Source organism: Microcoleus sp. FACHB-672 (assembly GCF_014695725.1).
In the GTDB taxonomy this organism is placed as follows: Bacteria; Cyanobacteriota; Cyanobacteriia; order Cyanobacteriales; family Oscillatoriaceae; genus FACHB-68.
This window is the reverse complement of sequence record NZ_JACJOU010000019.1, coordinates 398,740-423,694: the sequence shown is the minus strand read 5'-3', so window position 1 is coordinate 423,694 and position 24,955 is coordinate 398,740. Positions and strand designations below refer to the sequence as shown.

The 24,955-nt window shown below is 47.5% G+C and carries 26 protein-coding genes; 15 read left to right on the top strand and 11 right to left on the bottom strand.

What is annotated here, in order from left to right:
* Positions 1–39 precede the first annotated feature (39 nt).
* A complete protein-coding gene (gene rimI, locus H6F56_RS15390; protein ID WP_190669654.1) occupies positions 40–630 on the bottom strand; it encodes a ribosomal protein S18-alanine N-acetyltransferase in 591 nt (196 codons plus the stop codon).
* 181 nt (positions 631–811) lie between these two features.
* On the opposite strand from rimI, the gene lysA reads away from it, so the two are divergent.
* The 3 genes from lysA to H6F56_RS15375 all read left to right on the top strand — a co-directional run bounded on the left by lysA (position 812) and on the right by H6F56_RS15375 (position 4,222).
* Positions 812–2,224: a diaminopimelate decarboxylase gene (gene lysA / locus H6F56_RS15385; RefSeq protein ID WP_190669652.1), complete on the top strand. Its 1,413-nt coding sequence runs from the start codon at positions 812–814 to the stop codon at positions 2,222–2,224.
* A gap of 307 nt (positions 2,225–2,531) precedes the next feature.
* The gene (cdaA, locus tag H6F56_RS15380) at positions 2,532–3,476 is read left to right on the top strand and encodes a diadenylate cyclase CdaA (RefSeq protein ID WP_190669649.1); all 945 of its coding nucleotides are present in this window, start codon (positions 2,532–2,534) and stop codon (positions 3,474–3,476) included.
* The gene (locus tag H6F56_RS15375; RefSeq protein WP_190669647.1) at positions 3,473–4,222 is read left to right on the top strand and encodes an isoprenyl transferase; all 750 of its coding nucleotides are present in this window, start codon (positions 3,473–3,475) and stop codon (positions 4,220–4,222) included. The genes cdaA and H6F56_RS15375 overlap by 4 nt, the downstream gene beginning before the upstream one ends.
* Positions 4,223–4,275: 53 nt before the next feature.
* Here H6F56_RS15375 and H6F56_RS15370 read toward each other — a convergent pair whose 3' ends face one another.
* The 4 genes from H6F56_RS15370 to H6F56_RS15355 form a co-directional block, all read right to left on the bottom strand.
* Entirely contained in the window at positions 4,276–4,548 is a 273-nt protein-coding gene (locus H6F56_RS15370) for a DUF3143 domain-containing protein (RefSeq protein ID WP_190669645.1), read from the bottom strand.
* Between the two features lie 72 nt (positions 4,549–4,620).
* On the bottom strand, positions 4,621–5,220 hold the full coding sequence (locus tag H6F56_RS15365) for a J domain-containing protein (protein ID WP_190669642.1): 600 nt from the start codon (positions 5,218–5,220) through the stop codon (positions 4,621–4,623).
* A 149-nt stretch (positions 5,221–5,369) separates the two neighbouring features.
* Positions 5,370–6,722 carry an O-antigen ligase family protein gene (locus H6F56_RS15360; RefSeq protein ID WP_309236537.1) on the bottom strand — a complete coding sequence of 451 codons (1,353 nt, stop codon included), beginning with the start codon at positions 6,720–6,722 and terminating at the stop codon, positions 5,370–5,372.
* A 116-nt stretch (positions 6,723–6,838) separates the two neighbouring features.
* Complete coding sequence (locus tag H6F56_RS15355; protein ID WP_190669638.1) at positions 6,839–7,681, bottom strand: YaaW family protein; 843 nt, start codon at positions 7,679–7,681, stop codon at positions 6,839–6,841.
* Positions 7,682–7,863: 182 nt separating this feature from the next.
* Here H6F56_RS15355 and H6F56_RS15350 point away from each other — a divergent pair, with 182 nt between their 5' ends.
* Positions 7,864–8,991 carry an NAD(P)/FAD-dependent oxidoreductase gene (locus H6F56_RS15350; RefSeq protein ID WP_190669636.1) on the top strand — a complete coding sequence of 376 codons (1,128 nt, stop codon included), beginning with the start codon at positions 7,864–7,866 and terminating at the stop codon, positions 8,989–8,991.
* A gap of 114 nt (positions 8,992–9,105) precedes the next feature.
* Here H6F56_RS15350 and H6F56_RS15345 read toward each other — a convergent pair whose 3' ends face one another.
* The 3 genes from H6F56_RS15345 to H6F56_RS15335 form a co-directional block, all read right to left on the bottom strand.
* Positions 9,106–9,387, bottom strand: coding sequence for a KGG domain-containing protein (locus H6F56_RS15345; RefSeq protein ID WP_190669634.1), 282 nt, complete (start codon positions 9,385–9,387; stop codon positions 9,106–9,108).
* A gap of 756 nt (positions 9,388–10,143) precedes the next feature.
* Positions 10,144–10,329 (bottom strand): hypothetical protein, encoded by a 186-nt coding sequence (locus tag H6F56_RS15340; protein WP_190669632.1) that lies wholly within the window; start codon positions 10,327–10,329, stop codon positions 10,144–10,146.
* 161 nt (positions 10,330–10,490) lie between these two features.
* Positions 10,491–11,756 (bottom strand): CCA tRNA nucleotidyltransferase, encoded by a 1,266-nt coding sequence (locus H6F56_RS15335; RefSeq protein WP_190669630.1) that lies wholly within the window; start codon positions 11,754–11,756, stop codon positions 10,491–10,493.
* A gap of 263 nt (positions 11,757–12,019) precedes the next feature.
* Between H6F56_RS15335 and H6F56_RS15330 the strand changes: the two genes are divergently transcribed.
* Positions 12,020–12,268: a Ycf34 family protein gene (locus H6F56_RS15330; protein WP_190669628.1), complete on the top strand. Its 249-nt coding sequence runs from the start codon at positions 12,020–12,022 to the stop codon at positions 12,266–12,268.
* Between the two features lie 127 nt (positions 12,269–12,395).
* Entirely contained in the window at positions 12,396–12,890 is a 495-nt protein-coding gene (locus tag H6F56_RS15325; protein ID WP_190669626.1) for a DUF427 domain-containing protein, read from the top strand.
* 2 nt (positions 12,891–12,892) lie between these two features.
* Here H6F56_RS15325 and H6F56_RS15320 read toward each other — a convergent pair whose 3' ends face one another.
* Together H6F56_RS15320 and H6F56_RS15315 are read right to left on the bottom strand one after the other, a co-directional pair.
* Positions 12,893–13,465, bottom strand: a complete 573-nt coding sequence (locus H6F56_RS15320; RefSeq protein WP_190669624.1) for an NUDIX hydrolase — start codon at positions 13,463–13,465, stop codon at positions 12,893–12,895.
* Between the two features lie 160 nt (positions 13,466–13,625).
* Positions 13,626–14,834 (bottom strand): NupC/NupG family nucleoside CNT transporter, encoded by a 1,209-nt coding sequence (locus H6F56_RS15315; RefSeq protein ID WP_190669622.1) that lies wholly within the window; start codon positions 14,832–14,834, stop codon positions 13,626–13,628.
* A 134-nt stretch (positions 14,835–14,968) separates the two neighbouring features.
* Here H6F56_RS15315 and der point away from each other — a divergent pair, with 134 nt between their 5' ends.
* The 8 genes from der to proC all read left to right on the top strand — a co-directional run bounded on the left by der (position 14,969) and on the right by proC (position 22,602).
* Positions 14,969–16,330 (top strand): ribosome biogenesis GTPase Der, encoded by a 1,362-nt coding sequence (der, locus tag H6F56_RS15310; protein ID WP_190669620.1) that lies wholly within the window; start codon positions 14,969–14,971, stop codon positions 16,328–16,330.
* 364 nt (positions 16,331–16,694) lie between these two features.
* Positions 16,695–17,699, top strand: coding sequence for an energy-coupling factor transporter transmembrane component T family protein (locus tag H6F56_RS15305; RefSeq protein ID WP_190669619.1), 1,005 nt, complete (start codon positions 16,695–16,697; stop codon positions 17,697–17,699).
* 41 nt (positions 17,700–17,740) lie between these two features.
* On the top strand, positions 17,741–19,192 hold the full coding sequence (locus H6F56_RS15300; RefSeq protein WP_190669617.1) for an anthranilate synthase component I: 1,452 nt from the start codon (positions 17,741–17,743) through the stop codon (positions 19,190–19,192).
* Between the two features lie 103 nt (positions 19,193–19,295).
* Positions 19,296–19,709, top strand: a complete 414-nt coding sequence (acpS, locus tag H6F56_RS15295; protein ID WP_190669615.1) for a holo-ACP synthase — start codon at positions 19,296–19,298, stop codon at positions 19,707–19,709.
* Between the two features lie 126 nt (positions 19,710–19,835).
* Positions 19,836–20,105 (top strand): transcriptional coactivator PipX, encoded by a 270-nt coding sequence (pipX, locus tag H6F56_RS15290; RefSeq protein ID WP_190669613.1) that lies wholly within the window; start codon positions 19,836–19,838, stop codon positions 20,103–20,105.
* Positions 20,096–20,767, top strand: coding sequence for a YggS family pyridoxal phosphate-dependent enzyme (locus H6F56_RS15285; RefSeq protein WP_190669928.1), 672 nt, complete (start codon positions 20,096–20,098; stop codon positions 20,765–20,767). The genes pipX and H6F56_RS15285 overlap by 10 nt, the downstream gene beginning before the upstream one ends.
* A 337-nt stretch (positions 20,768–21,104) precedes the next feature.
* Positions 21,105–21,689, top strand: a complete 585-nt coding sequence (locus H6F56_RS15280; RefSeq protein WP_190669611.1) for a cell division protein SepF — start codon at positions 21,105–21,107, stop codon at positions 21,687–21,689.
* 91 nt (positions 21,690–21,780) lie between these two features.
* Positions 21,781–22,602, top strand: a complete 822-nt coding sequence (gene proC / locus H6F56_RS15275; protein ID WP_190669609.1) for a pyrroline-5-carboxylate reductase — start codon at positions 21,781–21,783, stop codon at positions 22,600–22,602.
* Positions 22,603–22,817: 215 nt separating this feature from the next.
* On the opposite strand, the gene H6F56_RS15270 is transcribed toward proC, so the two are convergent.
* Positions 22,818–22,982 (bottom strand): hypothetical protein, encoded by a 165-nt coding sequence (locus H6F56_RS15270; RefSeq protein WP_206753409.1) that lies wholly within the window; start codon positions 22,980–22,982, stop codon positions 22,818–22,820.
* A gap of 61 nt (positions 22,983–23,043) precedes the next feature.
* On the opposite strand from H6F56_RS15270, the gene H6F56_RS15265 reads away from it, so the two are divergent.
* Positions 23,044–24,618 (top strand): NAD(P)H-quinone oxidoreductase subunit N, encoded by a 1,575-nt coding sequence (locus tag H6F56_RS15265; RefSeq protein ID WP_190669605.1) that lies wholly within the window; start codon positions 23,044–23,046, stop codon positions 24,616–24,618.
* The last annotated feature ends 337 nt before the right edge of the window (positions 24,619–24,955 follow it).

The following is a 24,955-nucleotide window of genomic DNA, read 5'->3' as shown; positions in this document are numbered from 1 at the left end:
GAGTGTCTTTTGAGGGGTTTTGCTTTAAAGGTTAATTTCTTACTGATAGTTGATAGACCAGTCATTACGGGAAAGACGATCGGAAGTTTCTTGATGCCAATTGGCTAAAGTTTGGGTAAATTCAGGGCGTTGCAAACCAGAAAGCCAGAGAATTAAAGCATCTTCGCCAGTATCTTGGTAGTAGCGGCGGCGGCGTCCGACTTCGCGAAACCCAAATTTTTGGTAAAGAGACAGTGCGGGTTGATTAGAACTTCTTACTTCTAGGGTCGCCCATTCCAGATGCCGGTTAACTGCCGATTTCAGTAAGCCCAGCAACAATACTTGTCCAAACCCCTGATGCCGATATTCAGGATGAACGGCCAAAATTGTGATGTGCGCTTCTTCTAAAATTGCCCACAGACAACCTAATCCCAGGAGAATTTGTCTATTCCCCTTGGTCTTTTGCTCTTTGTCTGTTGCGGCTGAGTCATGATCTATGACAAAGGATAAACTCAGTAAATCGCTGTTAGGACTGTCTATTTCTCGCTGGTAGGCATCGATTGTCCACAATTGCCCGAAACACAGCCGATCAAGTTCTCCCACTGCCGGCAAAAGCTCTGATGTCAGCGGTTTCAGTTCCAAAAAATTCACAGAAGCGAGTGATAAATGGCTGAGAACGCACAAAACTCAATTGTACTGTCTCGGTCAAACTCGAAACAAGAATAAGATTTTCGATTAGCCAAAAATTCGTAAAATGTTTGGAGTTTGAAATCGCAACTGAGAGCCGAAATGCACCTGCTCCCTCACTCAACTAAGGATAAAGAATCGGATTATGCTATCTACTCGCCCTGTAGCGGCTGAAAATTCAGCACATCAATATTTACCAGAGACGATTGGTGCTTCAGAATCTCGCTCACCGAACCAACAACTGTTGCCGATCACAGCGAAAGTTAACAGTCAAGACCATTTGGAAATCGGTGGCTGTGATGTGACAACGCTGATTGAGCGCTTTGGGTCTCCACTATACATTTTGGATGAAGAAACGCTGCGGACGGCTTGCCGGCAGTACCGGGATGCTTTCAGCCGCTACTATCCGGGTGAATCTCAAGTGGTATACGCGTCTAAAGCTTGGAGTTGTTTGGCTGTCTGCGCGATTGCCAACAGTGAAGGCTTGGGGATCGATGTGGTTTCTGGGGGTGAACTGCACACAGCCGTGGGTGCCGGCGTTCGTCCCGATAAAATTTATTTTCACGGCAACAATAAGTCCCGCGCAGAACTGAACTTGGCCATTGAAACCGGCTGCATCATTGTGGTGGATAACTGGCTGGAACTGCACACCCTGGCGGAAATCACCCAAACTGCCTCATTTATGCCGGTGCAGATCATGTTACGTCTGACTCCTGGCATTGAGTGTCACACCCACGAGTACATCCGCACCGGCCACTTAGACAGCAAATTTGGCTTCGATCCCGATGGGGTGGATGAAGTTTTTAACTTTGTCAGCAAGCAGTCTTTTATATCATGTATTGGCATTCACGCTCACATTGGCTCCCAAATTTTTGAACTCCAACCGCATCAGGATTTGGCCAAGGTTCTCGTGCAATGGCTGGTCAAAGCCGGTGAGTACAAATTGCCGGTGACAGAATTAAATGTCGGCGGTGGGTTGGGCATTCGCTATACTGAATCGGACGATCCCCCTAGCATCGAGTCTTGGGCAAAGGTAATTTGCGAAGCGATTGCCGGCGAATGCCAAGCTCAGCAGTTGCCGTTGCCCAAGCTGCTGTGTGAGCCTGGACGTTCACTGATTGGAACGGCTTGTATCACAGCTTATACAGTCGGAAATCAAAAAGTGATCCCCGGAATTCGGACTTATCTGGCAGTTGATGGGGGAATGTCAGATAATCCCCGTCCGATTACTTATCAATCTCTCTATCGGGCAGCGATCGCTAATCGGATGGGATCACCCATGACGGAGACGGTGACGGTGGCCGGCAAACACTGCGAATCGGGAGATATCCTGATTAAAAACGCACAACTGCCGCCGGCAGAACCGGGCGATGTCTTGGTGGTGATGAGCACCGGCGCTTACAATTACAGCATGGCCTCTAACTACAATCGTCTGCCCCGACCGGCAGCGGTTTTGGTCAGAGAGGGGGAAGCCAACGTCATCTTGCAGCGAGAAACTTACCAAGACTTGCTCCGTCAAGATCGGCTACCAGAAAGACTCATCGGCTTTGCAAAATAAATGTCCGGCTGCTAAGCCACAAGCCGGGGCATCCCTGAGGAAACACAGAAGCGAGAAACAAATTTTCCTCCTCTCACTTCTGACTTCTCACTGATTCTAGTTGTCGTTAAACCTCGCTTAATTTTCAGGCCGGTTGTTGCATCTGTAACAATTTTCTCTGTAAGGGCAGGTGGCATCAGATGGAAGAGAAGTTCTGGTTTAAAAGACTGCCACAAGGGATGTCTGCTGGCATAGAATCAAGCTGTAAGGACTCAGCATTGCTGAGCCTGTCTCAAGCACAAATCTGCTAATCTTTGCTAATAGTTCAATGAATTTGGGTCCCGGTCACGACCCTAGCTGGACTCAGTCCGTGCTGCGTCACCTTATAGACTTTTGGACGCAATGGCTGAAAGGCCCTATTGACATTGGGTTGGTTCTGGCCCTCACTTATATGGTGCTCGTCATTATTGGTGAGCGCCGCACGCTGTGGATGGTGCGGGGATTAATTATCTTAATGCTGGCGACAACGGTCAGTAACAGCTTGGATTTGAGGCTGTTAAGTTTTGTCCTGGAAAAGTTGGTGATTGGCTCGGCGGTGACAATGGCTGTAATTTTACAGTCCGAGTTCCGTCGGTTCCTTGAACAACTGGGCCGGGGAGAAATTGTACAGCTGTTCCAACCGTCGAGGGGAGCCATTCCCAAGACCGACAGTGTACTTGATGAAATTGTAGATGCGGTGAAGGAACTTTCCCAAAACCGCACGGGTGCTTTGTTGATTTTGGAAACAGGCAGCCCAATTGATGAGCGGGATTTTTCCGTGCCCGGAGTGAAGTTGAATGGAGAAGTGTCTAAGGAACTGCTACAGACGATTTTTCAGACAAGCACACTGTTACACGATGGGGCCGTTTTAATTCGGGCCTCTCGGATTGTTGCAGCCGGCGTGATTTTGCCACTTTCTGAACGCACGGCTTCGCGACAGCTAGGGACGCGCCATCGTGCGGCAATGGGAATTACAGAACGTGTCGAAAATTGCCTGTGTGTCGTTGTATCTGAAGAAACCGGCTCAATTTCCTTAGCGGAAAGGGGCACACTAAATCGACCTTTAACCAGCAGTAAACTGAAAGAACTGCTAGAGGCTCGATTTTCTCAATCTGTTGAGCGCGAACCAGTTGCTCCTAATTTGCGCCGGTTGGGAATACTAAGTTCTCGGATATTGGCACTTGTTTCGCGTTTTCTGCGTCTTCCATCATCGGCTTCTGGTGATAAAAAATGACTGCTAAGCCAACTGTTTTACAAGAGTTACCTGCTGACCTTAACCAAGAACGTCTGCCCAGACACGTAGCAGTGATTATGGATGGGAATGGCCGCTGGGCCAAGCGGCAGGGGCTACCTCGAATTATGGGCCATCGGCGGGGGGTCGATGTACTCAAGGATCTATTGCGTTGCTGTCGAGACTGGGGAATTAAAGCGCTGACTGCTTATGCATTTTCTACAGAAAATTGGGGCCGGCCTCTAGAAGAGGTTAATTTTTTGATGACCCTGTTTGAACGCGTCTTGCGGCAAGAGTTACGAGAAATGATGCAAGAAGACGTTCAGATTCATTTTGTGGGAAATTTAAGTGCGCTCCCGCGAACGCTCCACGCAGAGATTGAGCGGTCAGTCGATGAGACTCGCCATAATCAGGGAATTCAGTTTACGGTCGCTACAAATTATGGAGGCCGGCAGGAAATTTTGCAGGCGTGCCGAGCCATTGCGGTGCAAGTGCAGCAAGGTTTAATTCAACCCGAGCAAATTGATGAAGCTCTGTTTGAGCGCCATCTCTACACTGCCGGTATTTGTGATCCCGACTTGCTGATTCGCACCAGCGGTGAAATGCGCCTGAGCAATTTCTTGCTGTGGCAGGTGGCTTACTCAGAACTTTACATCACAGAAACGCTGTGGCCAGATTTTGATCGGGCAGAGTTTCATCGGGCGCTGAGTGCCTACCAACAGCGGGATCGCCGCTTTGGAAAAGTGTAAGTTTTGAATGCGTGAATTGTGCAGGTACAGGACAGTTCACGCATTCAAAAGTTTTATGGCCCAGAGAAAACCGCCGCTTCAATGTCACTGCGGCTGAGGGAGTATTTAAAGGATCGTTGAATATCTTGGCCCTCCTCACCGGCATTAAGATAGCGCACAGTCAGCTGGTCAATATCCAGGGTGAGTTCAGCTTCCCAGCTCGCTTGCTGCAGATGCCAGCAGTGAAGCTGGTTGCGGTCTTGCTGGCATCCTTGTGAGCGTAGCCAGTCCTCAATGTCCGGGAGGGGATGGTTGTACAGCGGAGTCTCGGCGGGTGGAATGGCCATAAGGTTAAAGGGTTGAGTTAGATAATAGCAGTAATTCCAGACGTATAACGTGAGAAGTGAGAAAACTGCTTTTTACTTCTCACGCTTGGTTGTTAAGGAATTAAAAGGTTGGGACATCGGCACATCGTAGGTGATTTCTTGAGCCGGCATTTTTTGTCTGAGTTCGCTGTTAAACCCTATAGGTTGCAAGGCTGCATCGCCCCGCGTTAAGCCGACAGCAATCGCTAATAACAGACAGCCAATAAACGTAATCCCCAGAATGAACAGGGCAAACACTTCACCGGCAGAAAGCGGGCGATCAGTGGGGTCTAGATACGCCGAAGAGTATTGCGGGTTCCCAGACTGGCTGATCGGGCGGTTCAGGTTACCCGATGGCTGAATAACGGGGATGTTGGAGTAGCGAATCTTTTGATCGTAAGCCATCCGCCGTTCTAGGTTGCTGAGGGTGGCATAGGCTTCGTTCAGTTTTTGGAATTTTTCCTTTGCCGTAGCCGGCGGCAAGTCCGTTGTATCCGGATGATAGCGCTTGCTTAATTCCCGATACGCTCGCCGGATTTCTATGGCTGACGCCGAAGGATGCAACCCTAGCAGGGTGTAGTAACTATTCGCTAGGGCGGTGCGATCGTACACCACTCGATACTCATCTTTTCGCTTTGCCCTGTTCTGAGTCACCGAAGCTCCACCATGCTTAGTGTTGAATGCTTTTCAACTATTTTAACGAGCTTAGGGATTCTGCGCTGTTCCTAAAATTTTTAGCGGCAGTGCCGGCAACACAAGTAACGATTCAACCACCGGCACCCGTTGCCTTGGGATTGACCCAGTTAGGTGCCAATCCTGAATTTATTATTGGAATTCGTGACAATTGCTTTTCTTTGATAAACGATTCCACCAATTGCTGAGAGCAATAACCACCCCAGAATATTCACCCGTAAATCAAATAAAGTGACATCAAACAGGTGAAATAAGGTGCAGGCAAAGAAAGCAAGCAGATACGTGAAAAAAATTAACCGAGCAGTAGAGGAACTGAGGGCAGTTGTCTCTGTAGGATAAACAGCCGGCCAATCGCGCAGCAGCAAGATGCCTTGAGCCAAAACCCACCCAACGACACCGCATAATAGGAGCGTTGCGGGAATACCGGCTTCAGAACTGAGCATCAAAATCAAATTGTGGGGGTGACCCAGCCATTCCTGCATCTGTGCTTGGTAAAGTGAGGTAAAATTCCGCAATCCCCAGCCAGTCCAGGGACGCGCTAAGGTGAGATCCCAAGCAAATTGCCACTGAGTCGTGCGGATCAGGGCTTCTGGGCGGTCTGGATACATCTGGTCATTGATTCGCGCCCAGAAATAAGGAGGAACGGCGATTCTCAGCCAATACCGGAGGGGATCAGGCCCAAAAGCTGCTCCCAGCAGACAGCCGGCTACCCCAACAACGACAGCCACCAGCCACCGCCAGCCTAAATAGACAGCGAAGACCAAACAGGCCAAACCGGCAATTCCCCAAGCATTACGAGAATTCGTTAAAATCAGCGCCGCTGCATTGCCGGCAACCGCCACAGTCAAAAATGCCCAGCGTCTGAAATCGGCATTCCAGTGAGGATTTGCGATTTTTAAACCGGCGTAGTCAGGCTTTGTGCGGGTTTCCTGTCGCTGCCATTTAAGCAGCAATGACCGATAAGTTTCCAGCCATAGCCCTAGGGCGAGAATAAAAGTCGCGACCAGATAACTAGCTAAAACATTCGTATATTCAAAAACAGAAGACATCCGACCGGGGGGATTGCCTGTGGGTGCCAGCAGCCAATCTACAATAATCCATAAAAATTTTATCGGGCCGGCCCAGCCCCAAAATAGCTGTCCCAAGCCGATAATCACCACCGGCACTGAACCAATGACTAAAATCTCCGCGATTCGCCGTAGTTGAGCCGGTGTTTGGATCAGAACGCTGAACGCCGGAAAAAATATAAAAAATGGTAAAAAATTAAACAGACCGAGAAACGCAGTAGGCCGATCATTAGCAAAGCCGGCAGTAATTACCAACCAGACAAATAAAACAATCAAGCCTTGATTGGCCGGACGCCGAATGATCGTGTGGAACTGCTGTTTCCACGTCACCAACATCGCCCACGCGAGGCCCAAGACTGCCAGTAGTGGAGTTAAAGGAAGGAAAAAAAGCGCCACTTGGGCACAATTCCAAGGAGCCTGTAAACGGGGTTCAAGAGCCAATTTTAGATTTTCGATTTTCGATTTATACATTATCAATCAAAAATCTAACCTCTAAAATCTAAAATTTATGTTTATGCGAGTTCCCAGCATTCAGAGCGGGTGAGGCGAATTTGAGCCAAGGCAACGATGGTGGGAATAATCCGAGCATAGTTGGTGGAAATGGCCCGCCAACCTAAATCTGCTAAAAACCAAGTCCACAACACCGGCCCAACAAACGCAAATACACTGCGGGCTGCGCCATAACGGGCTGCACTCACGGCCATGCCCCGACGGGCTGTTTGGAGTGCAACATATTGCTCAAACCCTTTAGCCGCTGCTGTCCCGCCCACGGCTAGCGTCTGCTTTGCCATTTGATAGGTGGCGAAGTGAATGGCAAACTGACGGGCGATTTGTTGCAGCAACACCGGCTGGATGACAGAACTTACAGCTAAAGCGCTACCGCCTTTAAAGAGCAAGCCTAAAGGGTCTTTTTGGACTGAAAGCGGCAGGGGTTTTGATAGCTTGGTTTGGGCGAGGGAATTCTGTACGCGCCGGGTTAAGGCTTCTTGTTCGGAAGCCGGCAGTTTTTTCCAGGTTCGACCGAGTAAGTTGAGAAAAACTTCAGCTTCTAAATCGGTTGTCGATAGCTGATTTGAATAAGAAATTTTTAGATAGCGGCAGACTTGAATTAAAACTTGCCGGTAGCTCACCTGCTCGCTACGCCCCCGCAAAATGGTTATTCCATCTGCTGCTAAATAGCGAAATCGCTGCTCAATCGCATCCAACCAGGCGTGCCGGTCTCGGCTTTTCACATCAATGGGCGCAGGGGTTTGAACATAATCGAGGGGGTTAAACCGGCGGCAAAATAAAATGTCCGTCAGTTGTTGTAATTCTTCTTCTGTTGCCAGTTCCAGTGCTGCTCTTAGCTCGTCCAATGTCGGCTTCCTCCCTTTATTTATCTGCGGATGCGCTTGCCGAACGCTCTTGGCCTGCGCCAGGAGCGCACACACAGATTCTCGCTTTTACTTATTCTACTATTGTGGCTAAGAGCGATTTTGAATTTTGCCGGCCAGGATTTTCGATTACTCTAAAATTTAATATTTAAACTAACTGGCTGATGACTGATAGCTCACTGACTTTTGATGTGGCGGTGATTGGTGCCGGCATGGCGGGTTTAACTTGTGCACAATTGCTGCACCAGGCCGGTTATTCTACGATTGTCTTGGAAAAATCTCGTGGGCTGGGTGGACGAGTCGCCACACGCCGAGTGCAGGAAATTCGTGCGGATCACGGAGGACGGTATTTAGAACCGAAGGGCCAGCACTTACGGCGTTTGGTTCATATTTTGTCGGCCCACAATATTGTAGAGCTGTGGACAGACAAGACGTATATATACGACGAAAATAAGGGCTTGACGCCGGCAGCCCCCTCAAGTTGGTGTCCTTACTATGTTGCGCCGGCAGGAATGAACGCGGTGGGCAAATTTTTGGCTACGGGTTTAGAGATTTGGTTAAGCCGGCGTGTATTGGCCATGACGCCGACGGATCAGGGGATATGGCAACTGCTTCTAGAATCGCCCGATACGTTGGACAAAATGCTTCAGCCACAAGAGGTGAACGCGAGGGCTGTTGTCATGGCCATTCCGGCCCCTCAAGCTGTGACGATCCTTGAGCCGATGCAGACGGAACTGCCGGCAGATTTTATCGCAAACCTGCGATCTGTGGAGTTTGAGCCATGCCTTAGCGTGATCGCCGGCTACTCACCATATCGACAGCAAGATTTAGCTCAACGAGAGATTGCCTGGAAAACAGTTGTTTTTCCCCACGACGATCAACTGGCGTGGATCGGATGGGATAGCAGTAAACGAACCGACTCTCAGATGCCGGTGTTTGTCGCCAACAGTAGTGCTAGCTTTGCTCAAGATTATTTAGAGGCGGAAGACTTACAACCAGCCGGCCAGATGTTGCTAGATCGTGCCGGCGAGTATTTAAATTTTTGGCTGAATAGCCCCGATTGGTTGCAGGTTCACCGCTGGCGCTATGCCTTTGTCAGTCGGCCAATTCCTGAAACTTACCTTGCCGCCGCAACGCCGGTGCCGGTGGTTTGTTGTGGCGACTGGTGTGGGGGTAACCAAATTGAAGGGGCGTTAGAATCTGGCAAAGCCGCAGCCGAACAGATTAATCAGCAATTGCGACATCTGCCGATGCCGGGAGAAGGGTTTTGGGATGTGATCGCACGAGAATAATTCTCAGCTTTAACCGCATCCCACACCCACACTTATTGACACTTGTATGATTTTTTCTCCCTACTAACTCAGGGCGAAACTAACTTTCGTAAATTTGCCCCAGCTGGTAATTCCTTACTCCTCTTTATGGCTTTGCTGGCCGCCCTTTTTGCCAATCTCCGACATATGCTTGCGGTTTTTGCTGACTGCCTCGCCGCCCTTTCTCCCAATTTCAGCCATGTGCTGCCGATTCTGGCTCACAATCTCACCGCCCTTACGACCGGCTTCTTTAGCCTCCTCAGGCGAAAATTTGTGAGCGGTTCCCTTTTCATGAGCGGCTTGACCGCCCTTGCTTGCGATCTCACGCTGTTTTGCTTCGTCCATTGACGCAAATCCGCGCTTACTTTTGTCTGCCATAACAAGACTTTTTAGGGTTTAAACTTCTTGACTTGTGGCCTTATCCTAAAAATCTTTGAGGGGCAGTTTCATCTTTCTATAGACTTATCTAATTTTTAAATTTTTTATACCCTAAGACGTATCAATCTCTCTCTTTTTAGTCTTTCGCAAATTTCCTTTTAAACGTATTTTTGAAAGGCTTATGTCAAAACTTAAGAAAAATAATAGATAATCCTAAGTACTGAAATCTGATATAGAATTAAGAGGGCGTCGTAAAAAGTTAATATTTAATTTGTTAACCTGACACTAAAAATAGCCTTTATGCGTCTCCAACAACATAAATTGATCACAGCCTGACAATTATACCAAATTGATAGGTTTATAGTCTAAAAAAATAAAATTTTCTACAGGTAAGTTTTTTTCTAATTTTTAATAAGCAAAAAATAAAAGACTCTATCAAAAAAATTTAACTCCAGCTTTTTTCGCGTCAGAATAGACACTTGACGAAGCTTTATTTGTGTAAGTGTAGCGGCTTTTTAAATAAAAAAATAATTTTCGTAGGAGAAGGTCTAAATTGTAACTTTCAGAAATGAAGGGCAAAGACTCAAATAACAAATTGAAAACTAGCTGACAAGTCTAGAAATTCTTTTTTTACTTTCGCCTTTCCCTCCCACTTCTTTTCAATCTCTCCATCCCCTAATCCTGGCTATATTCCCAGGAAAAGTTACAGGAAACTTGAGAATGAAGGATTAAACCTTAGCAATTATGCTGAGCTGCTTACTGATGATCCATGTCATCTGCAGCGCCCATGCCCTCATTTTCACTCTTAGAGTCCTCAGGGCGACTATCGCGGTAGAAACGTCTTTTTCCAAACCGGCCTGTTGTTGACCGTTTACGAAACCGGCGAGCGTAAGCTTGGTTCCGAAGGGCTTTTTCTTTTTTAGGATTGCGGCGTTTAGCCATGTTGGCCTCAAAAAAACAACTGATTGAGCAAGTAAAAGTTGTTACTCACTCCTAAAGCAGCTCGAAAGCTGTGATGAAATGTCCAAATGCCTAGGCAAGTTGAAATGTTTACTTTAGCACAATATCAATTTGCTTTTGTTTTTGCTGATCGCTAACACGGCTCACACTTCACTGTTGACAAGTTGTTGCGCCAATTGCAGCGCCTCTTCGGGTGTAGAAATTTTGCCTTCTGCGCGTGCCACCCCTATTGCGGTGAGGAGTCTGCCAACTAGAGGACCGGGCGGTAAATTCAAAGCTGTCATCAAGTCTCTGCCGGTTAGTGGGGGAATCGGATGTGCGACGGGATCGTTGGGGGTGAGAAATCGCTCAATTAAAGGCGCAATCGCATCCACCGGCATCCCTGACGCTACGGCAAAAACGGCGAGTGCGGGAAACACCGTACCAACATTGCGAAATAAAAAATACTGCTCTGGTACGGAAAAAGCATTTGCCGCCGGCAGCAAATCTGGCAAAAAGTTTAACACTGCCAGGACAGCTTGCATTTCAGGCCGGCTGTACTTCAGGCGCAATAATTGAGCTTCAGCTTTCTGGATCTCTGGATCGAGCAAACTCGTCAATTTAGCAATGGCTAATAACGAGGTTTTTGAGGTATCTCGCAAGCTGCGGCACAGTTCCGTGCCAAAATCTGGCCAAGTATGCTGAAGTTTGGCGGCGGACTCATCAACGGCTGCAACTTGAGCCAAACTGCTGCCGTTAGCGCTGGGGAACCAAGTTTCAACTAAGCCATCTTCCCAAGCGGCTTGTAGCTGGGGTGTTCCCTCGGAAGTAGCGAGAAGGTAGCTCAATTCACTACGCACTCGTTCTGCTGCGATATAACCCAGCAGGGGTGCAAAGGCGCGAATTGCAGTCCTCGTTGCCGGCTCAATGGAAAAATTTAACTGTGCGGCTTGTCGATATGCACGCAACAGGCGCAACGGATCATCTTTGAGGTTTGCCGGCGAAATCATCCGCATTAAACCGGCCTCAATATCCGCACAGCCTTGCAGGGGGTCGATGAAGACGCCAGTGTGAGGATTATAGGCGATCGCATTGACGGTATAGTCTCGCCGATGTAGGTCGCGTTCTAGACTGTCGCCTTCCTGTTGGGCGAAGTCTACTGTTGCATCTTTAAATACTACGCGGGCAATCTGCCGGTCGGTATCAAGCAGCACAAATCCAGCACTGTAGTGTTCCGCGATTTGGCTAGCGGTTTGAACTGCTTGTGCCGGCATCACAAAATCTAGGTCTAAATACTCACGGTCTTTCAATAGCAGCGCGTCCCGAACCGCGCCTCCGACTAAATAAGCCGGTTGCGGTAGTAATTCTAGGCTAAATGGCCAATATTCAGGAGATAGGGGAGAAAATGCTGCGGACGGAGGATTTGCCATACTTAAATTTTGCCCCATAACCGGGCAGTGCGCGAACCAATCGGTTATCGATGTAAAATGCCAGCATAGTCACAAAAATTAACCAGCTCAGGAAGCGACTAGCCTATTAAGCCTGCTAAATGTGTCAATCGTTAATAACAATACTGCGCCGGCTGCCAGAATTTTCAGCTCAGATTTATTGCAATCTCAAATCTAATTTGTCTTAATTGTAATATCAGAGATTTCTTCAAGCTACCTGTTGAAATGTCAAGAGGTTTTTAATCATGTGTATTTGTGTTAACTGCCACTATGTAGACCGTTGCCTGACTTATAATGCCGTTGAAACCCAGCATGAAGAACGTCACCTTACTGAAACCCCAGATTTTGAACCGATTGAACCCACGATTAATGTTAATATCCGCCCGCGTGGGGATGAAATTGAAATGGAATGGGATGTTGTAGGGTGTGCAAGTTTTAAACAAGAAATGGGCAAGTGGGCACAGTTGCGTCCAGGCGAGCTGATCCCTACTTAGGGAAGGCGAACTGCCGGCATCAGAAAAAGAATTCAGAAGTTTGGGTGAATCAGGAAAAATTTCTTCTGAATTCTTTTTAGCTCATTTAATTATTTTTTAAGGAATTTTCAGAGAGGAAAGTATAAAAGTGAGTCGCCAACGCATCGAACCTGGACCAGGACAAGAATCTGTTTGGGATTATCCACGTCCCCCTCGTTTGGAGGATTCATCTAAGCATATTCAAGTGATTTTTAATGGCATTACAATTGCTGATACTCGCCGTGCTAAACGGGTATTAGAAACCAGTCATCCGCCGGTTTATTATATTTCCCCAGAAGATATTAAGATGGAGTATCTTTCTCAGACTCCACAATCAAGTTTTTGTGAATGGAAAGGACGTGCCGGCTACTATACGGTGAGTGCTGGTGATCAGCAAGTACGAGATGCCGGCTGGTTTTATCCAAATCCAACCCCGACTTTTGCGTCTCTTAAAGATTATGTTGCTTTTTATCCGAGTCGGATGGAAGCTTGTTATGTGGATGGTGAAAAAGTGCAGCCACAGCCTGGAGATTTTTACGGTGGCTGGATTACCAGTCAGATTGTCGGGCCATTTAAAGGCGGTGCCGGCACTTGGGGATGGTAAGTTTAAACGGTCGAATCTCGCTCTAATTTTCTTAAGTAATTCAATCCTAAGAAAATTGCAGCGATGCTTCCTGAAACGCAAATCTCGCCGGCTGCTATTTTATCCATAACTTTAGATGCCGGCACTAAAACGACTTCTATATCTTCTGTAATATCTAAGACTTGTTCACTTGATTTTTTAGCATTTTGAGCGAAGAATAAGTGGAGTTTATTTGTATCTTTAACGGGATTGTCATATAAGGTGGCAATTTTAGTTAAGTTGCCGGCAGTGTAGCCAGTTTCTTCTGTTAGTTCTCGCATTGCGCCAGATTCTGCACTCTCAACATCTGGATCAACAGCGCCAGCTGGTAATTCCATAAAAATTTCACCGACTCCATGCCGATATTGTCGTACAAATACAATTTCTTGATTTTCTGTGAGGGCAAATACAAGGGCAATATCTGGTCGAATATTGACGAAAAAATCGTCAATTATTTTACCATTCGGCAATTCTACTTCGTCTTGTCTGATCTGACACCAGGGATTGTTAAAGACTAGGTTAGAGTTTAAGGTTTTCCACTTTTTCAAGTCTTTCATGATGTGATTCGTTGGAATTTTTTTAAGGTTAATCTTTCGGTAAAGTGGATTTTTTTATTTAACCGCAGATAAACGCAGATGTAAGCGGAGTGGGATGATAAAATTTTGTAGATATACGCAGATGAAGAAGGATGTTTTATCTATTATTGTTGGAAGCTTTCTACAATAGCATTCCTGCAATACAAGCTGTCATGAAACAAGCTATGGAGCCGGCAATCATTGCTCGAAATCCTAGTCTAGCTACGTCAGGCTGACGTTCTGGCACCATACCACCAATGCCACCTATTTGAATGGCAATTGAGCCAATATTAGAGAAGCCACAGAGAGCATAAGTTGCAATAATTACGGCTCGCTCTGAGATTACTTTTTTTTCTACTAATGCTTTCAGATCTAAATAAGCAATAAATTCATTCAGAATCGTTTTCTTACCCAACAGGATACCCACTTCGGCGCAGTCAGCAACAGGAATTCCCATTAGCCAAGCAACCGGCCACATTAAATAAGAGAGGATTAATTCTAAAGAAAGTTGGGGCAAACCAACCCATCCTCCTAGCCAACCTAGCACCGCGTTTAACATCGCTAAAAGCCCCAAAAAGGCAATGAGCATTGCCCCTACATTTAGCGCTAGTTTTCCGCCTTCGCGTGCGCCTGAAGCTGCTGCATCTACGGCATTGGCATAAGCTTGTTCTACCTTTACTTGTACCGTACCGGCTGTGAGGGATTTCTCAGTTTCTGGATAAAAAAGTTTTGAGACTGCTAACGCTGCCGGGGCAGACATTACGGAAGCGGCAATTAAATGTTCTGCCGGCACTCCAAAGGAAATATAAGCTGCCATTACGCCACCGGCAATGGTGGCAAATCCGCCGGTCATGACGGCATATAATTCTGATTGAGTTAGAAATGGCACATAAGGGTGAATGAGCAAGGGTGCCTCGGTTTGACCGACAAAAATATTCGCTGCACAGGAAAGTGATTCTGCCCCGGAAGTGCCCATCGTTCGCATCATTCCCCAGGCTACCCATTGCACGACTCGCTGCAAAATTCCGTAGTAATAAAGTAAGGTGATGAAAGAGGAGAAAAAGATAATGGTTGGCAGCACTTTGAAGGCAATAAAATGATCGGCAAAATTATCTCCAAATACAAATTTTGCGCCGGCATCCGAAAAATTTAAAAACTGGCTCACCACATCGCCCAAAAACTTAAACGCAGTAAACCCGGCAGATGTCTTGAGAATGAGCAGGGCAAAAATTAACTGCAAAGCAATTCCCCACAACACCGGACGCCACCTTACCGCCTGCCGATTTATTGAAAAAGCATAGGAAAGCCCGACAAAAAATACCAATCCCAGCAATGAAATTGCTCGTTCCATCTTTTAATTTTAGATTTTAGTTTTTAAATTTTACTTCGTCACAATTTAAGTAGCCGGTAGCCTCTAATCCGAGACAGCGAGTACAATAGTAATTTACAGCTCCCTCAGCGCGGCTAAGCGCTTGAATTCCGGTTATGTCTTTGCCCATTGTTGCTATTATCGGACGCCCAAACGTGGGCAAATCCACCTTTGTCAATCGCCTCGCCGGCGCACAAGATGCTATTGTGCATGATGAACCGGGCGTAACGCGAGATCGCACCTACCAGCAAGCTTACTGGAGCGATCGCGAGTTTATGGTTGTAGACACCGGCGGCTTAGTTTTTGACGATAACACTGAATTTTTACCCCTGATCCGCGAACAAGCATTGGCTGCGTTGGCAGAGTCCAGCGTCGCCATCTACGTCGTAGACGGCCAAACAGGCCCGACCACTGCTGATGAAACAATTGCAGACTGGTTGCGCCAACAAACGGTACCTGTTTTACTTGCCGTCAACAAATGCGAGTCACCTGAACAAGGATTGACCCAAGCTGCCCAATTTTGGGAACTAGGACTGGGAGAACCTTATCCCATTTCTGCCATTCACGGTAGCGGGACGGGTGATTTATTGGATGTGGTGCTGACTTATTTGCCGCCGGTGGAGGAAATCGCCGAAACCGCTGAAATTAAAGTCGCCATTGTTGGACGCCCCAATGTCGGCAAATCTAGTCTTTTGAACGCTTTTGTTGGGGAAAACCGCGCGATTGTTAGCCCTATCTCTGGCACCACCCGTGATGCGATTGATATGGTGGTGGAACGCAATGGCCAAACCTATCGCCTGATCGACACAGCCGGTATCCGCAAAAAGAAAAACGTCGAGTATGGGCCGGAGTTTTTTGGAATTAACCGTGCTTTTAAAGCGATTCGCCGCGCGGATGTCGTCTTACTCGTGATTGACGCTGTAGATGGCATTACTGAACAAGATCAAAAACTTGCCGGTCGCATTGAAGAAGAAGGTCGCGCCTGTATCCTTGTTGTCAACAAATGGGATGCAGTTGACAAAGACTCTCACACGATTTACGAATACGAAAGACAGATCAAAGACCGGATGTATTTTTTGGGTTGGGCAGAAACTATTTTTGTCAGCGCCCAAACCGGCCAGCGAGTTGAGAAGATTATAGACTTAGTGAATACTGCCGCTGAACAGCATAAACGCCGCATCAGCACTGCTGTCATTAATGAAGTCTTGCAAGAAGCACTTAGCTGGCACTCTCCCCCTACGACTCGTCAAGGCCGGCAGGGAAAAATTTATTATGGCACTCAAGTCAAAAGTCAACCGCCGACGATTGCCTTGTTTGTCAATGATATCCAGCGGTTTAATGACAACTACCGCCAATACATCGAACGTCAATTCCGCAAACATTTGGATTTCACCGGCACTCCAATTCGTTTGCTTTGGCGTGGCAAAAAACCTCGTGAAGCCGAACGGGAAACCGCTAACCGTGCGACCCGCCATTAGAGTTGGAGATTTTAGGTTTTAGATTGAATGTCAAATCTAAAATCTTCAGGATCTGTAGGGGCGAATTCCCGATGCGCTAACAGTGCCGGTTTAAACGCCCCTATTTTATATAGCTTTTAGTAAAATTTAGCTCAACTCATGCCAAATTTCTGAGAACATACAAAACACTCTTTAACTCAAATATAGTTATTTATATAAACAATAAAAATAGAAAGTATTTAATTTCCTAGTAAATGAATCTAGGCTTTTGAGTGAACATACTAAATAAAATAGGAGATAATTTAATAAAACCACAATTTTTATTTAAAAATGAAATAACCCAACTGTAAAATTTATAACAAACCTAAAAAGTTAAAATCTTCAGATGGACTTACTGCGCTCACTCCCGCTTGGACTATATCTAGAACAACCCATTACTTGGCTACATCGGCTGGATTCGCGCGTTAAAATTGCATGGCTGATGAGCTTTTTAATTGCCCCGCTTCTGGCAAATTCGCTTTGGCGTCTTGCCCTGGTAATAATTCTAATTGTGCTGACACTGAGTGCAAAAATTCCCTGGCGGGTGTGGCGGCAGCAATTAGGTTGGCTGCTAACGTTATGTACATTTATCTTCGTTTTGGGGGCTTTCGCGCCCGACGGAATTGCCGTTAGCTATCAACCCAGACTGCCGACAAATGAGATAACTTTTGCCCAACAACCGGCAACTGTAGCGCCGGTGCCGGTGCGCCGCAACTCCTGGTATAACCCCTTTGGTTGGAGAGAAAACCCGCAGAAAGAGGGGACTGCCGACACACAAACCGAAATCAAAACTCTTCCCCAGCCCACCGACTACAATTACATTTTATTTAATCGAGGGCCATTAAAAATTAGCCGACGCTCACTGCAACTTGCCATCAGCCTCAGTACCTTATACTTTACGGTAATTTACAGTACAAACCTCTACCTACTCACCACAGCACCCGAAGAAATTACTGCCGGCATTGAAAGCTTAATGCAACCCCTGCGACGCTTCAATTGGCCGGTAACAGAAATTGCTCTGACTTTAACCTTATCTTTGCGATTTATTCCCCTGGTTTTGGAAGAAGTGCAAAACTTAGTTCGCTCCATCTGGACGCGGGCAATTAACTGGAAAAAACTTGGCTTCCGGGGTGCTACGCAAGTTTGGTTAATGGTGGCCGAAAAGCTGCTAGAAAACTTACTGTTACGTGCGGCTCAAATCGCCAGTGCGATGCAAGTGCGCGGTTTTACCAGCCCAAATCAACATCGCGTCGAGTGGTATCAATTGCGCTTAAAAACCTGGGACGGAATCGCCTTAACCGGCTTAATTGTTTTCTGGGCGGCGCGCTTGATTTGGGGATGGGAAGCTTGATTAATTTTAGATTTTAAATTGGAGATAACTCCAAGATTCTCATGCAACCTATACAACCCTGGTATTGGCGAACACTTCCCTTAGAAAATCGTACCGGCTCAGAAATCTTTGACGCCCTTTTTCGCATCTCAAATGCCGGCAACTCACCTACAAATGCAATTGCCACCCTGCTGGAAAGTCCATATATAGCAAATGGAGACTGTCAACCCCTAACGCGATATTCCATCTGTGCCGGCGCTCCTCGAATCATAGATGGCAAGCCCCAAATGTGGACACCGGCAGTGGGTGAAATTCTCCCCTTCCTCCGCCGCCAGTTGCAACGCGCCACAAACTCAGAACTTACCACTCAGAACTCAGAACTCCCCTTCACCGGCGGCTGGCTGGGCTGGTTGGGCTACGATTTGGCCAAGGAAATTGAGCGTCTACCCAATTTAAAACCCGATCCCCTGCCCTTTCCGGTTGCCTACTGGTACGAACCGGCATCCTTTGCTGTCCTCGATCATCACGAGCAAACCTTGTGGTTAGCCGCTAGCGATAGCGGTGAACTGGATCGAATGCAGGGGCAAGTAGAGAAGGGGAGAGAGGGAGACGGGGAGACGGGGAGACGGGGAGACGGGGAGAAATCTCCAATGCCGGCTCCTAAATTCCAAATGTCTCAAGCAGAATATCAGGCAGCCGTTCTGCAAGCTCAAAAATATATTCGTGCCGGTGATATCTTTCAAGCCAATCTTTCCCTGAGATTTGAAACCCGAACCAACGCTGAAAGCTGGTCGATTTATCGCGCCTTGCAACAAATTAATCCTTCTCCCTTCGCTAGCTATTGGCAGACACCTTGGGGAGACGTGATCAGCTGTTCTCCAGAACGGTTAGTGCAACTGCAAAACCGGCAAGCCCAAACCCGTCCCATTGCCGGTACACGCTCACGCGGCACCACCTCGGCACTTGACGAACAACTTGCCAAAGACTTGCTCGCCAATATTAAAGAACAAGCCGAACACATCATGCTCGTTGACTTAGAGCGCAATGATTTAGGGCGAGTTTGTGAGTGGGGATCGGTTTGTGTGGATGAACTACTTACCATCGAGCGCTACAGCCATGTCATGCATCTCGTTAGCAACATCATTGGCACCATGCAAGCAAACTGTGACAGCGCAGATTTGATTCGCGCCATGTTTCCCGGCGGCACGATCACCGGCTGCCCCAAAGTTCGCTGCATGGAAATTATTGAAGAATTAGAGCTGGTGCGTCGCAATTTGTTCTACGGTTCTTGCGGCTATTTAGATTGGCAAGGCAACTTAGACTTAAATATCCTGATCCGCACCCTATTATTCACGCCTGAGTCAAGCTCAACTCAGCCCTCTAACATCGTTTGGGGTCAAGTGGGTGCCGGCATAGTCGCAGACAGCGATCCGGAGAAAGAGTGGTGTGAATCTTTGCAAAAAGCAAAAGCTCAGCTCGCCGCCCTCGAACAAACGCAAATATATCCCCCCTGATTGTCATAGCGCTCAAAGCCGTATTGTCAAAAGAAACAAACATTCGCGCAATGGGGGGCATTTTCTCTTAAAGTAATGGTTGACATCGTGGAGATCGGCCACTTTGACCATTCACCTAGGCACGGATATTGTTTATATTCCCCGGATTCAAGGAGCGTTAGACCGCTTTGGTGAACGTTTTGTGCGGCGAGTCTACACCCCAGCTGAACAGCGTGATTGTACTCAATTGGAGGGCAATTCACGCAGCAGAAGCGAAGCCGGTAATCAAGCCTCAATCAAACGGTTTGCGGGGCGCTGGGCTGCCAAAGAAGCGGTTGTGAAAGCGCTGGGAACCGGCTGGCAGGGAATCCGCTACACCGATGTTGAAATTCAACGCCAGCTCACGGGTGCACCGCAACTATATCTATATGGGGCAGCTGCGGCTTTGGTTGCTGAGTGGGGACAGTGCCAGTGGCAGGTGAGCATCAGTCACGACGGAGAGTATTGCACTGCAACCGCGTTGGCGTTTTGCTCTTGAATTTAAAGCCTGTTGAGGAAAGTCAGGCATGGGTGATCTAATCAGCTTGTCCAGTAAACACCCAAAATCCCTTGTTTCTTTATATCTAACAACGTTGAGCCATGCCAGAGGCGAATCGGACAATCAATGGATACAGAAAATTACTTAAATCATCCTACGTTTGGCCTGCTTTACCAGATATGTGTGCTGGGCGAAGATCAGGAATTGTTCACCACACTTTATGCCCAGCGTTTATTTTTTCTGGTGAGTGCCAGCACCACAGGCATGAAATTTGAGCCGGTTACTCGCGCTGACGCTCGTTTAATGGTAGAAAATCGTTTACGCCTGCTCCGCCGTACTGGCCAGATGAAGGAGTACGATCAACTGCAAGTGATTCATCACCGGACATTTCAATGACGATTGCTGAGCGGATTACGAATATTCGCGCCGGCTTACCGGCTGATGTGCGATTGATTGCCGTCAGCAAGCAGGTGCCGGTGGATGCGATGCGAGAAGCTTACGCCGCCGGAATTCGAGATTTTGGCGAAAGTCGCGTCCAAGAAGCGGAAGCCAAGCAAACACAGTTATCAGATTTGCCTGATATCACTTGGCACTTGATCGGGCATCTACAAAGCAATAAAGTCCAAAAAGCTTTGGAGCAATTTCAGTGGATTCATTCGGTAGACAGCTTGAAATTAGCTCAGCGCTTAGACCGGCTGGCTTCAGAGGGGCCTTTTACGCCCCAAGTTTGCTTACAGGTGAAAATTTTGAGCGATCCCGGCAAATTTGGCTGGACGATCCCCGATTTACTCGCGGATCTGCCTGATCTCGCTCAGTGCCGGCATCTGCAAATTCAAGGTTTGATGACAATTCCTCCCCTCGGCATAGATGAGGCTGAAACCTTGACTGTGTTTGAGCGCACCCGTGAACTGGCCGCTCAAATCGCAGAAAAAAATTGGCCAAATATGCAAATGCAGCAACTGTCGATGGGAATGTCTGATGATTACCCGCTAGCGGTTAAAGCCGGTGCGACAATGATCCGGCTGGGGACGGTGTTGTTTGGCAAACGGACAATATAATTCTCTGGTTAATAACAAAAACGCCGGTTGCGGTATAAAATAAGCTGTTAAATTGGACAGTGCAGAGGACATAAACTTAACACTTAAGGAGTGAGCGGAAACCAGATTCCCTTAGCAAGCGCTTCAAATACTCGCCCAGCGATCTCAAAAAAGTCAGCAACCAGCAAATTATTCTCAAGCTGGCTAAAAAATGAGATCCCAGCCATAAAATCCAATTCAAACGCTTAAAGTGAATAGGGTTTTTGTCCAAAAACTTGTAACTAGAAGCTTTGCTTAATCTTCCTATCGAGGGAATCTGTTTGTTAGAGTTAACCCTAGTTGTAATGGAGCGTCAACCGTGAACAGCATATTTTCTAAGCTACGCGACTTTGTCGGTCTCAACCAGTCCGTTGATTACGAGTACGAGTACGACGAGATGGAAGGAGACAGATATCAAACGGTCTATCAAGAAGAAAATGCCTCGCCTCAAACGGCAGAAGACCGTCCGAATCGTGCTCGTTTACGCGAGCAATCTATGACCGGCGCACCTATCGGTACAGGAATAAGTAATGTGATTGGATTGCCAGGAGCTGCTAGCGGAATCTCTGAAGTGGTGGTTATGGAACCCCGCACCTTTGAGGAAATGCCTCAAGCGATTCAAGCACTGCGGGGACGTAAGTCTGTTGTTTTAAATCTGACCTTGATGGATCCAGACCAAGCTCAGCGGGCGGTAGACTTTATTGCCGGCGGCACCTATGCCCTGGACGGCCATCAAGAGCGCATTGGGGAAAGCATCTTCCTCTTTACACCGAGCTGTGTTCAAGTCAGCACCCAATCCGGTGTTGTTCATGATGTTCTCCAGCCGCACCTGCGGGCTTCTCGCCCGGCCGGCACAGCACCCGCTGCCAACTGGACGCCAGAACAAGTCCGCATGGTTCAATAAAGTTATTAGTCATCGGTAAGGGCGGGTTGGTGAAACCCGCCTGTACAGCGGTCAGTGGCCAAAACAACTGACCCCTAAGAATAAAGGACAAATGAGTATCAAGCTTGGCATCATTGGCGGTGGGGTAATGGGAGAAGCTCTATTATCCCGTTTGGTCGCTCAACAAGTTTATCGGTCAGACGAAGTTTTAGTGAGCGACCCCCAACCGCACCGGCGCAGTGTTTTATCGCAGCAATACGGTGTGCAGGTTACAGCAGACAATCGCGCCGTTGCTTTTGCAACAGATGTACTGCTGTTGGCGGTAAAACCTCAAGTATTTGACGCACTGACGGTAGAAATTGCCCAGACAGTTGCCTGCGTGACAGATAGCCGGATCCCGGTAGTGGTGTCGATTTTAGCCGGCGTTACGGTTAGTAAGTTAGAATCCGCTTTTCCGGGTTGGCCGGTGATCCGAGCGATGCCAAATACCCCGGCAACGGTAGGAGCGGGTATTTCAGCAATTGCAGCCGGCAAACACGTCCAACCCCAACATCTAGAGCAAGCGCAGCAAATCCTTCAGGCTGTAGGGGAAGTGGTAGAAGTACCCGAATCCATGATGGATGCGGTAACCGGCCTTTCGGGTTCTGGCCCTGGTTATGTGGCAATTTTAATAGAAGCCTTGACAGATGGCGGTGTTTATGCAGGTTTGCCGCGTGCAGTCGCGGCGAAGTTGGCACTGCAAACAGTCTTAGGGACAGCACTGCTGTTGCAAGAATCGGGAATACACCCCGCTGAATTGAAAGATCGGGTCACGAGTCCGGGTGGCACCACAATTGCCGGCATTGCTGAATTAGAAAACGCCGGCTTCCGTTCAGCTTTAATCGAAGCAGTGAAAGCAGCGGCGTGCCGGTCTAAAGAACTTGGCAATTCGTGAGTGAGATTCTCTCTAAAATATCTTTTCTTTTGTGAAAGCTAGCAGTGTCTAAAGGTTTCACATTTTTTGGTAAAGAATTCTTAAAGTCTTCTTCTTGATTTCCTTGCTTTATCGATTTTTAAAGCACGAAACGGCAAAATTCTTAATGCAAAAATACTGACACTCAATACATTCTTGCTGATGTGTTAATTGCTGCAATTGTACTTCAAAAGAATTTAACGGTAATCACCGGCAACTGCTCTCACGATCCGCGAATCAAGCATTAAATTACAACTTAAAACTCGATAGCTGGCGTGTTTAAAAACTGTTTTCGAGCCGGCCAAACTGAAGCGAACGCCTACATTATCGGACAGTAGGGCAAATAACACGGTAAAATTCAAGATTGTAAAATAATTTTAAGCATTGCTGCCAAGCGCTACCAATATCTGCCTAATTAGCCTTATGAACTTTGCCAATCTTGCAGCCCAGCTAAACGCCGGCACAGTATTGCCAGAGGGGATCGTCATCATCACCCTCATGGTCGTACTCGTGGGCGATCTGATCGTCGGGCGCACCTCCGCCCGCTGGACACCCTACGTGGCGATCGTCGGCCTTCTCGCTTCAACCGTCGCCCTTTATTATCAATGGGATAGCACCAACACCATTGGGTTTCTGGGAGGCTTTAACAGCGATCCCCTAAGTGTCGTTTTTCGCGGCACTGTTGCCCTCTCGGCTGCCGTGACAATTTTAATGTCCATCACCTACGTTGAGCAATCGGGCACATCCATAGCGGAATTCTTGGCAATTTTACTCACCGCCACCATCGGAGGGATGTTCCTCTCCGGCGCTGATGAACTGGTGATGATCTTTATCTCCTTAGAGACTCTAAGTATCTCTTCCTACCTACTCACCGGCTACACCAAGCGAGATCCGCGTTCCAATGAAGCCGCCTTAAAATATTTGCTGATAGGCGCTTCCAGTTCGGCAGTCTTCCTCTACGGTGTCTCTCTGCTGTACGGAATGTCAGGCGGCGAAACCCAGCTGAGGGCAATTGCAACCGGCATCGCCAACGCCAATGCCGGTCAATCTTTAGCAGTTGTGATTGCCTTAGTCTTTGCAATTGCCGGCATCTCCTTCAAAATCTCAGCGGTTCCTTTCCACCAGTGGACACCTGACGTTTACGAAGGTTCTCCAACTCCTGTTGTTGCGTTCCTTTCTGTCGGTTCCAAAGCCGCTGGATTTGCCCTCGCTATCCGCCTGTTAACCACTGCTTTCCCCGTCGTCACCGAACAGTGGCACTTTGTCTTTACCGCCTTAGCTGTGTTGAGTATGGTGTTGGGGAACGTCGTTGCCCTCGCCCAAACTAGCATGAAGCGAATGCTGGCTTACTCTTCCATCGCCCAAGCCGGCTTTGTGATGATTGGCTTAATCACCGGCACACAAGCCGGTTATTCCAGCATGGTGTTTTATCTCCTAATTTACTTGTTCATGAACTTAGGAGGTTTCACCTGTGTTATTCTTTTCACCCTCCGCACCGGCACAGACCAAATTAGCGAATACGCAGGGTTGTATCAAAAAGATCCTCTGCTTACGTTAGCACTGAGTATTTGCTTGCTTTCTTTGGGCGGCATTCCTCCGCTTGCCGGCTTCTTTGGCAAAATTTACCTATTCTGGGCCGGCTGGCAATCAGGCGCTTACGGTTTAGTCTTGTTGGGGTTAGTTACCACTGTTGTCTCTATTTACTACTACATCCGCGTCGTCAGGATGATGGTTGTCAAAGAACCCCAGGAAATGTCCGATGCTGTGAAGAATTACCCACCAATCCGTTGGGATTTGAGCGGAATGCGGCCTTTGCAAGTTGGTTTGGTACTAACATTAGTCGCGACTTCTCTGGCAGGAATTTTGTCTAATCCTTTCCTGACTTTGGCGAATAGTTCTGTCAGCCGGACTCCGATGTTGCAAGCCACAATGGTGCAACCAAAGTCGGCGGCATCTGCGCCAGCTGTTAAGAGTGTGCCGGTGGCTAGAGGAAATTAGTTTCTTTTTCTGGAAGAATTTACTAGACAGCTTAGTTGTTTAATCTGTAAATTTTTGAGCAAGCGCCTGATGGTAAGTCAGGCGTTTTTTGTTGGATTGGGTACTTTTTAGTTGGGCTGTTAAAGGTTGGGGGTTAAGATTTTTTAACCATAGATAGACACAGATGATAGCGCAGCGTGCCGTTAGGCATAGATGATGGTTGATGATATTTACTAGATATTTATGAGTTTGATGGCTTTTGGGGATAAAGTTAAGATTTTTTTAACCGCAGATGCACGCAGATAAACGCAGATGCAGAAGATGGTTGATGATGGGAATGGATGATATTGGCTGGACA

Coding starts and splice junctions, on each gene's coding strand:
- H6F56_RS15350 (WP_190669636.1), top strand. CDS start 7,864: ATGACTGATAGCTCACTGACTTTTGATGTGGCGGTGATTGGTGCCGGC.
- H6F56_RS15265 (WP_190669605.1), top strand. CDS start 23,044: ATGAACTTTGCCAATCTTGCAGCCCAGCTAAACGCCGGCACAGTATTG.
- H6F56_RS15300 (WP_190669617.1), top strand. CDS start 17,741: ATGCAACCTATACAACCCTGGTATTGGCGAACACTTCCCTTAGAAAAT.
- cdaA (WP_190669649.1), top strand. CDS start 2,532: ATGAATTTGGGTCCCGGTCACGACCCTAGCTGGACTCAGTCCGTGCTG.
- H6F56_RS15375 (WP_190669647.1), top strand. CDS start 3,473: ATGACTGCTAAGCCAACTGTTTTACAAGAGTTACCTGCTGACCTTAAC.
- pipX (WP_190669613.1), top strand. CDS start 19,836: ATGGATACAGAAAATTACTTAAATCATCCTACGTTTGGCCTGCTTTAC.
- lysA (WP_190669652.1), top strand. CDS start 812: ATGCTATCTACTCGCCCTGTAGCGGCTGAAAATTCAGCACATCAATAT.
- H6F56_RS15320 (WP_190669624.1), bottom strand. CDS start 13,465: ATGAAAGACTTGAAAAAGTGGAAAACCTTAAACTCTAACCTAGTCTTT.
- H6F56_RS15330 (WP_190669628.1), top strand. CDS start 12,020: ATGTGTATTTGTGTTAACTGCCACTATGTAGACCGTTGCCTGACTTAT.
- H6F56_RS15315 (WP_190669622.1), bottom strand. CDS start 14,834: ATGGAACGAGCAATTTCATTGCTGGGATTGGTATTTTTTGTCGGGCTT.
- H6F56_RS15370 (WP_190669645.1), bottom strand. CDS start 4,548: ATGGCCATTCCACCCGCCGAGACTCCGCTGTACAACCATCCCCTCCCG.
- H6F56_RS15335 (WP_190669630.1), bottom strand. CDS start 11,756: ATGGCAAATCCTCCGTCCGCAGCATTTTCTCCCCTATCTCCTGAATAT.
- H6F56_RS15340 (WP_190669632.1), bottom strand. CDS start 10,329: ATGGCTAAACGCCGCAATCCTAAAAAAGAAAAAGCCCTTCGGAACCAA.
- H6F56_RS15305 (WP_190669619.1), top strand. CDS start 16,695: ATGGACTTACTGCGCTCACTCCCGCTTGGACTATATCTAGAACAACCC.
- der (WP_190669620.1), top strand. CDS start 14,969: ATGTCTTTGCCCATTGTTGCTATTATCGGACGCCCAAACGTGGGCAAA.
- H6F56_RS15345 (WP_190669634.1), bottom strand. CDS start 9,387: ATGGCAGACAAAAGTAAGCGCGGATTTGCGTCAATGGACGAAGCAAAA.
- proC (WP_190669609.1), top strand. CDS start 21,781: ATGAGTATCAAGCTTGGCATCATTGGCGGTGGGGTAATGGGAGAAGCT.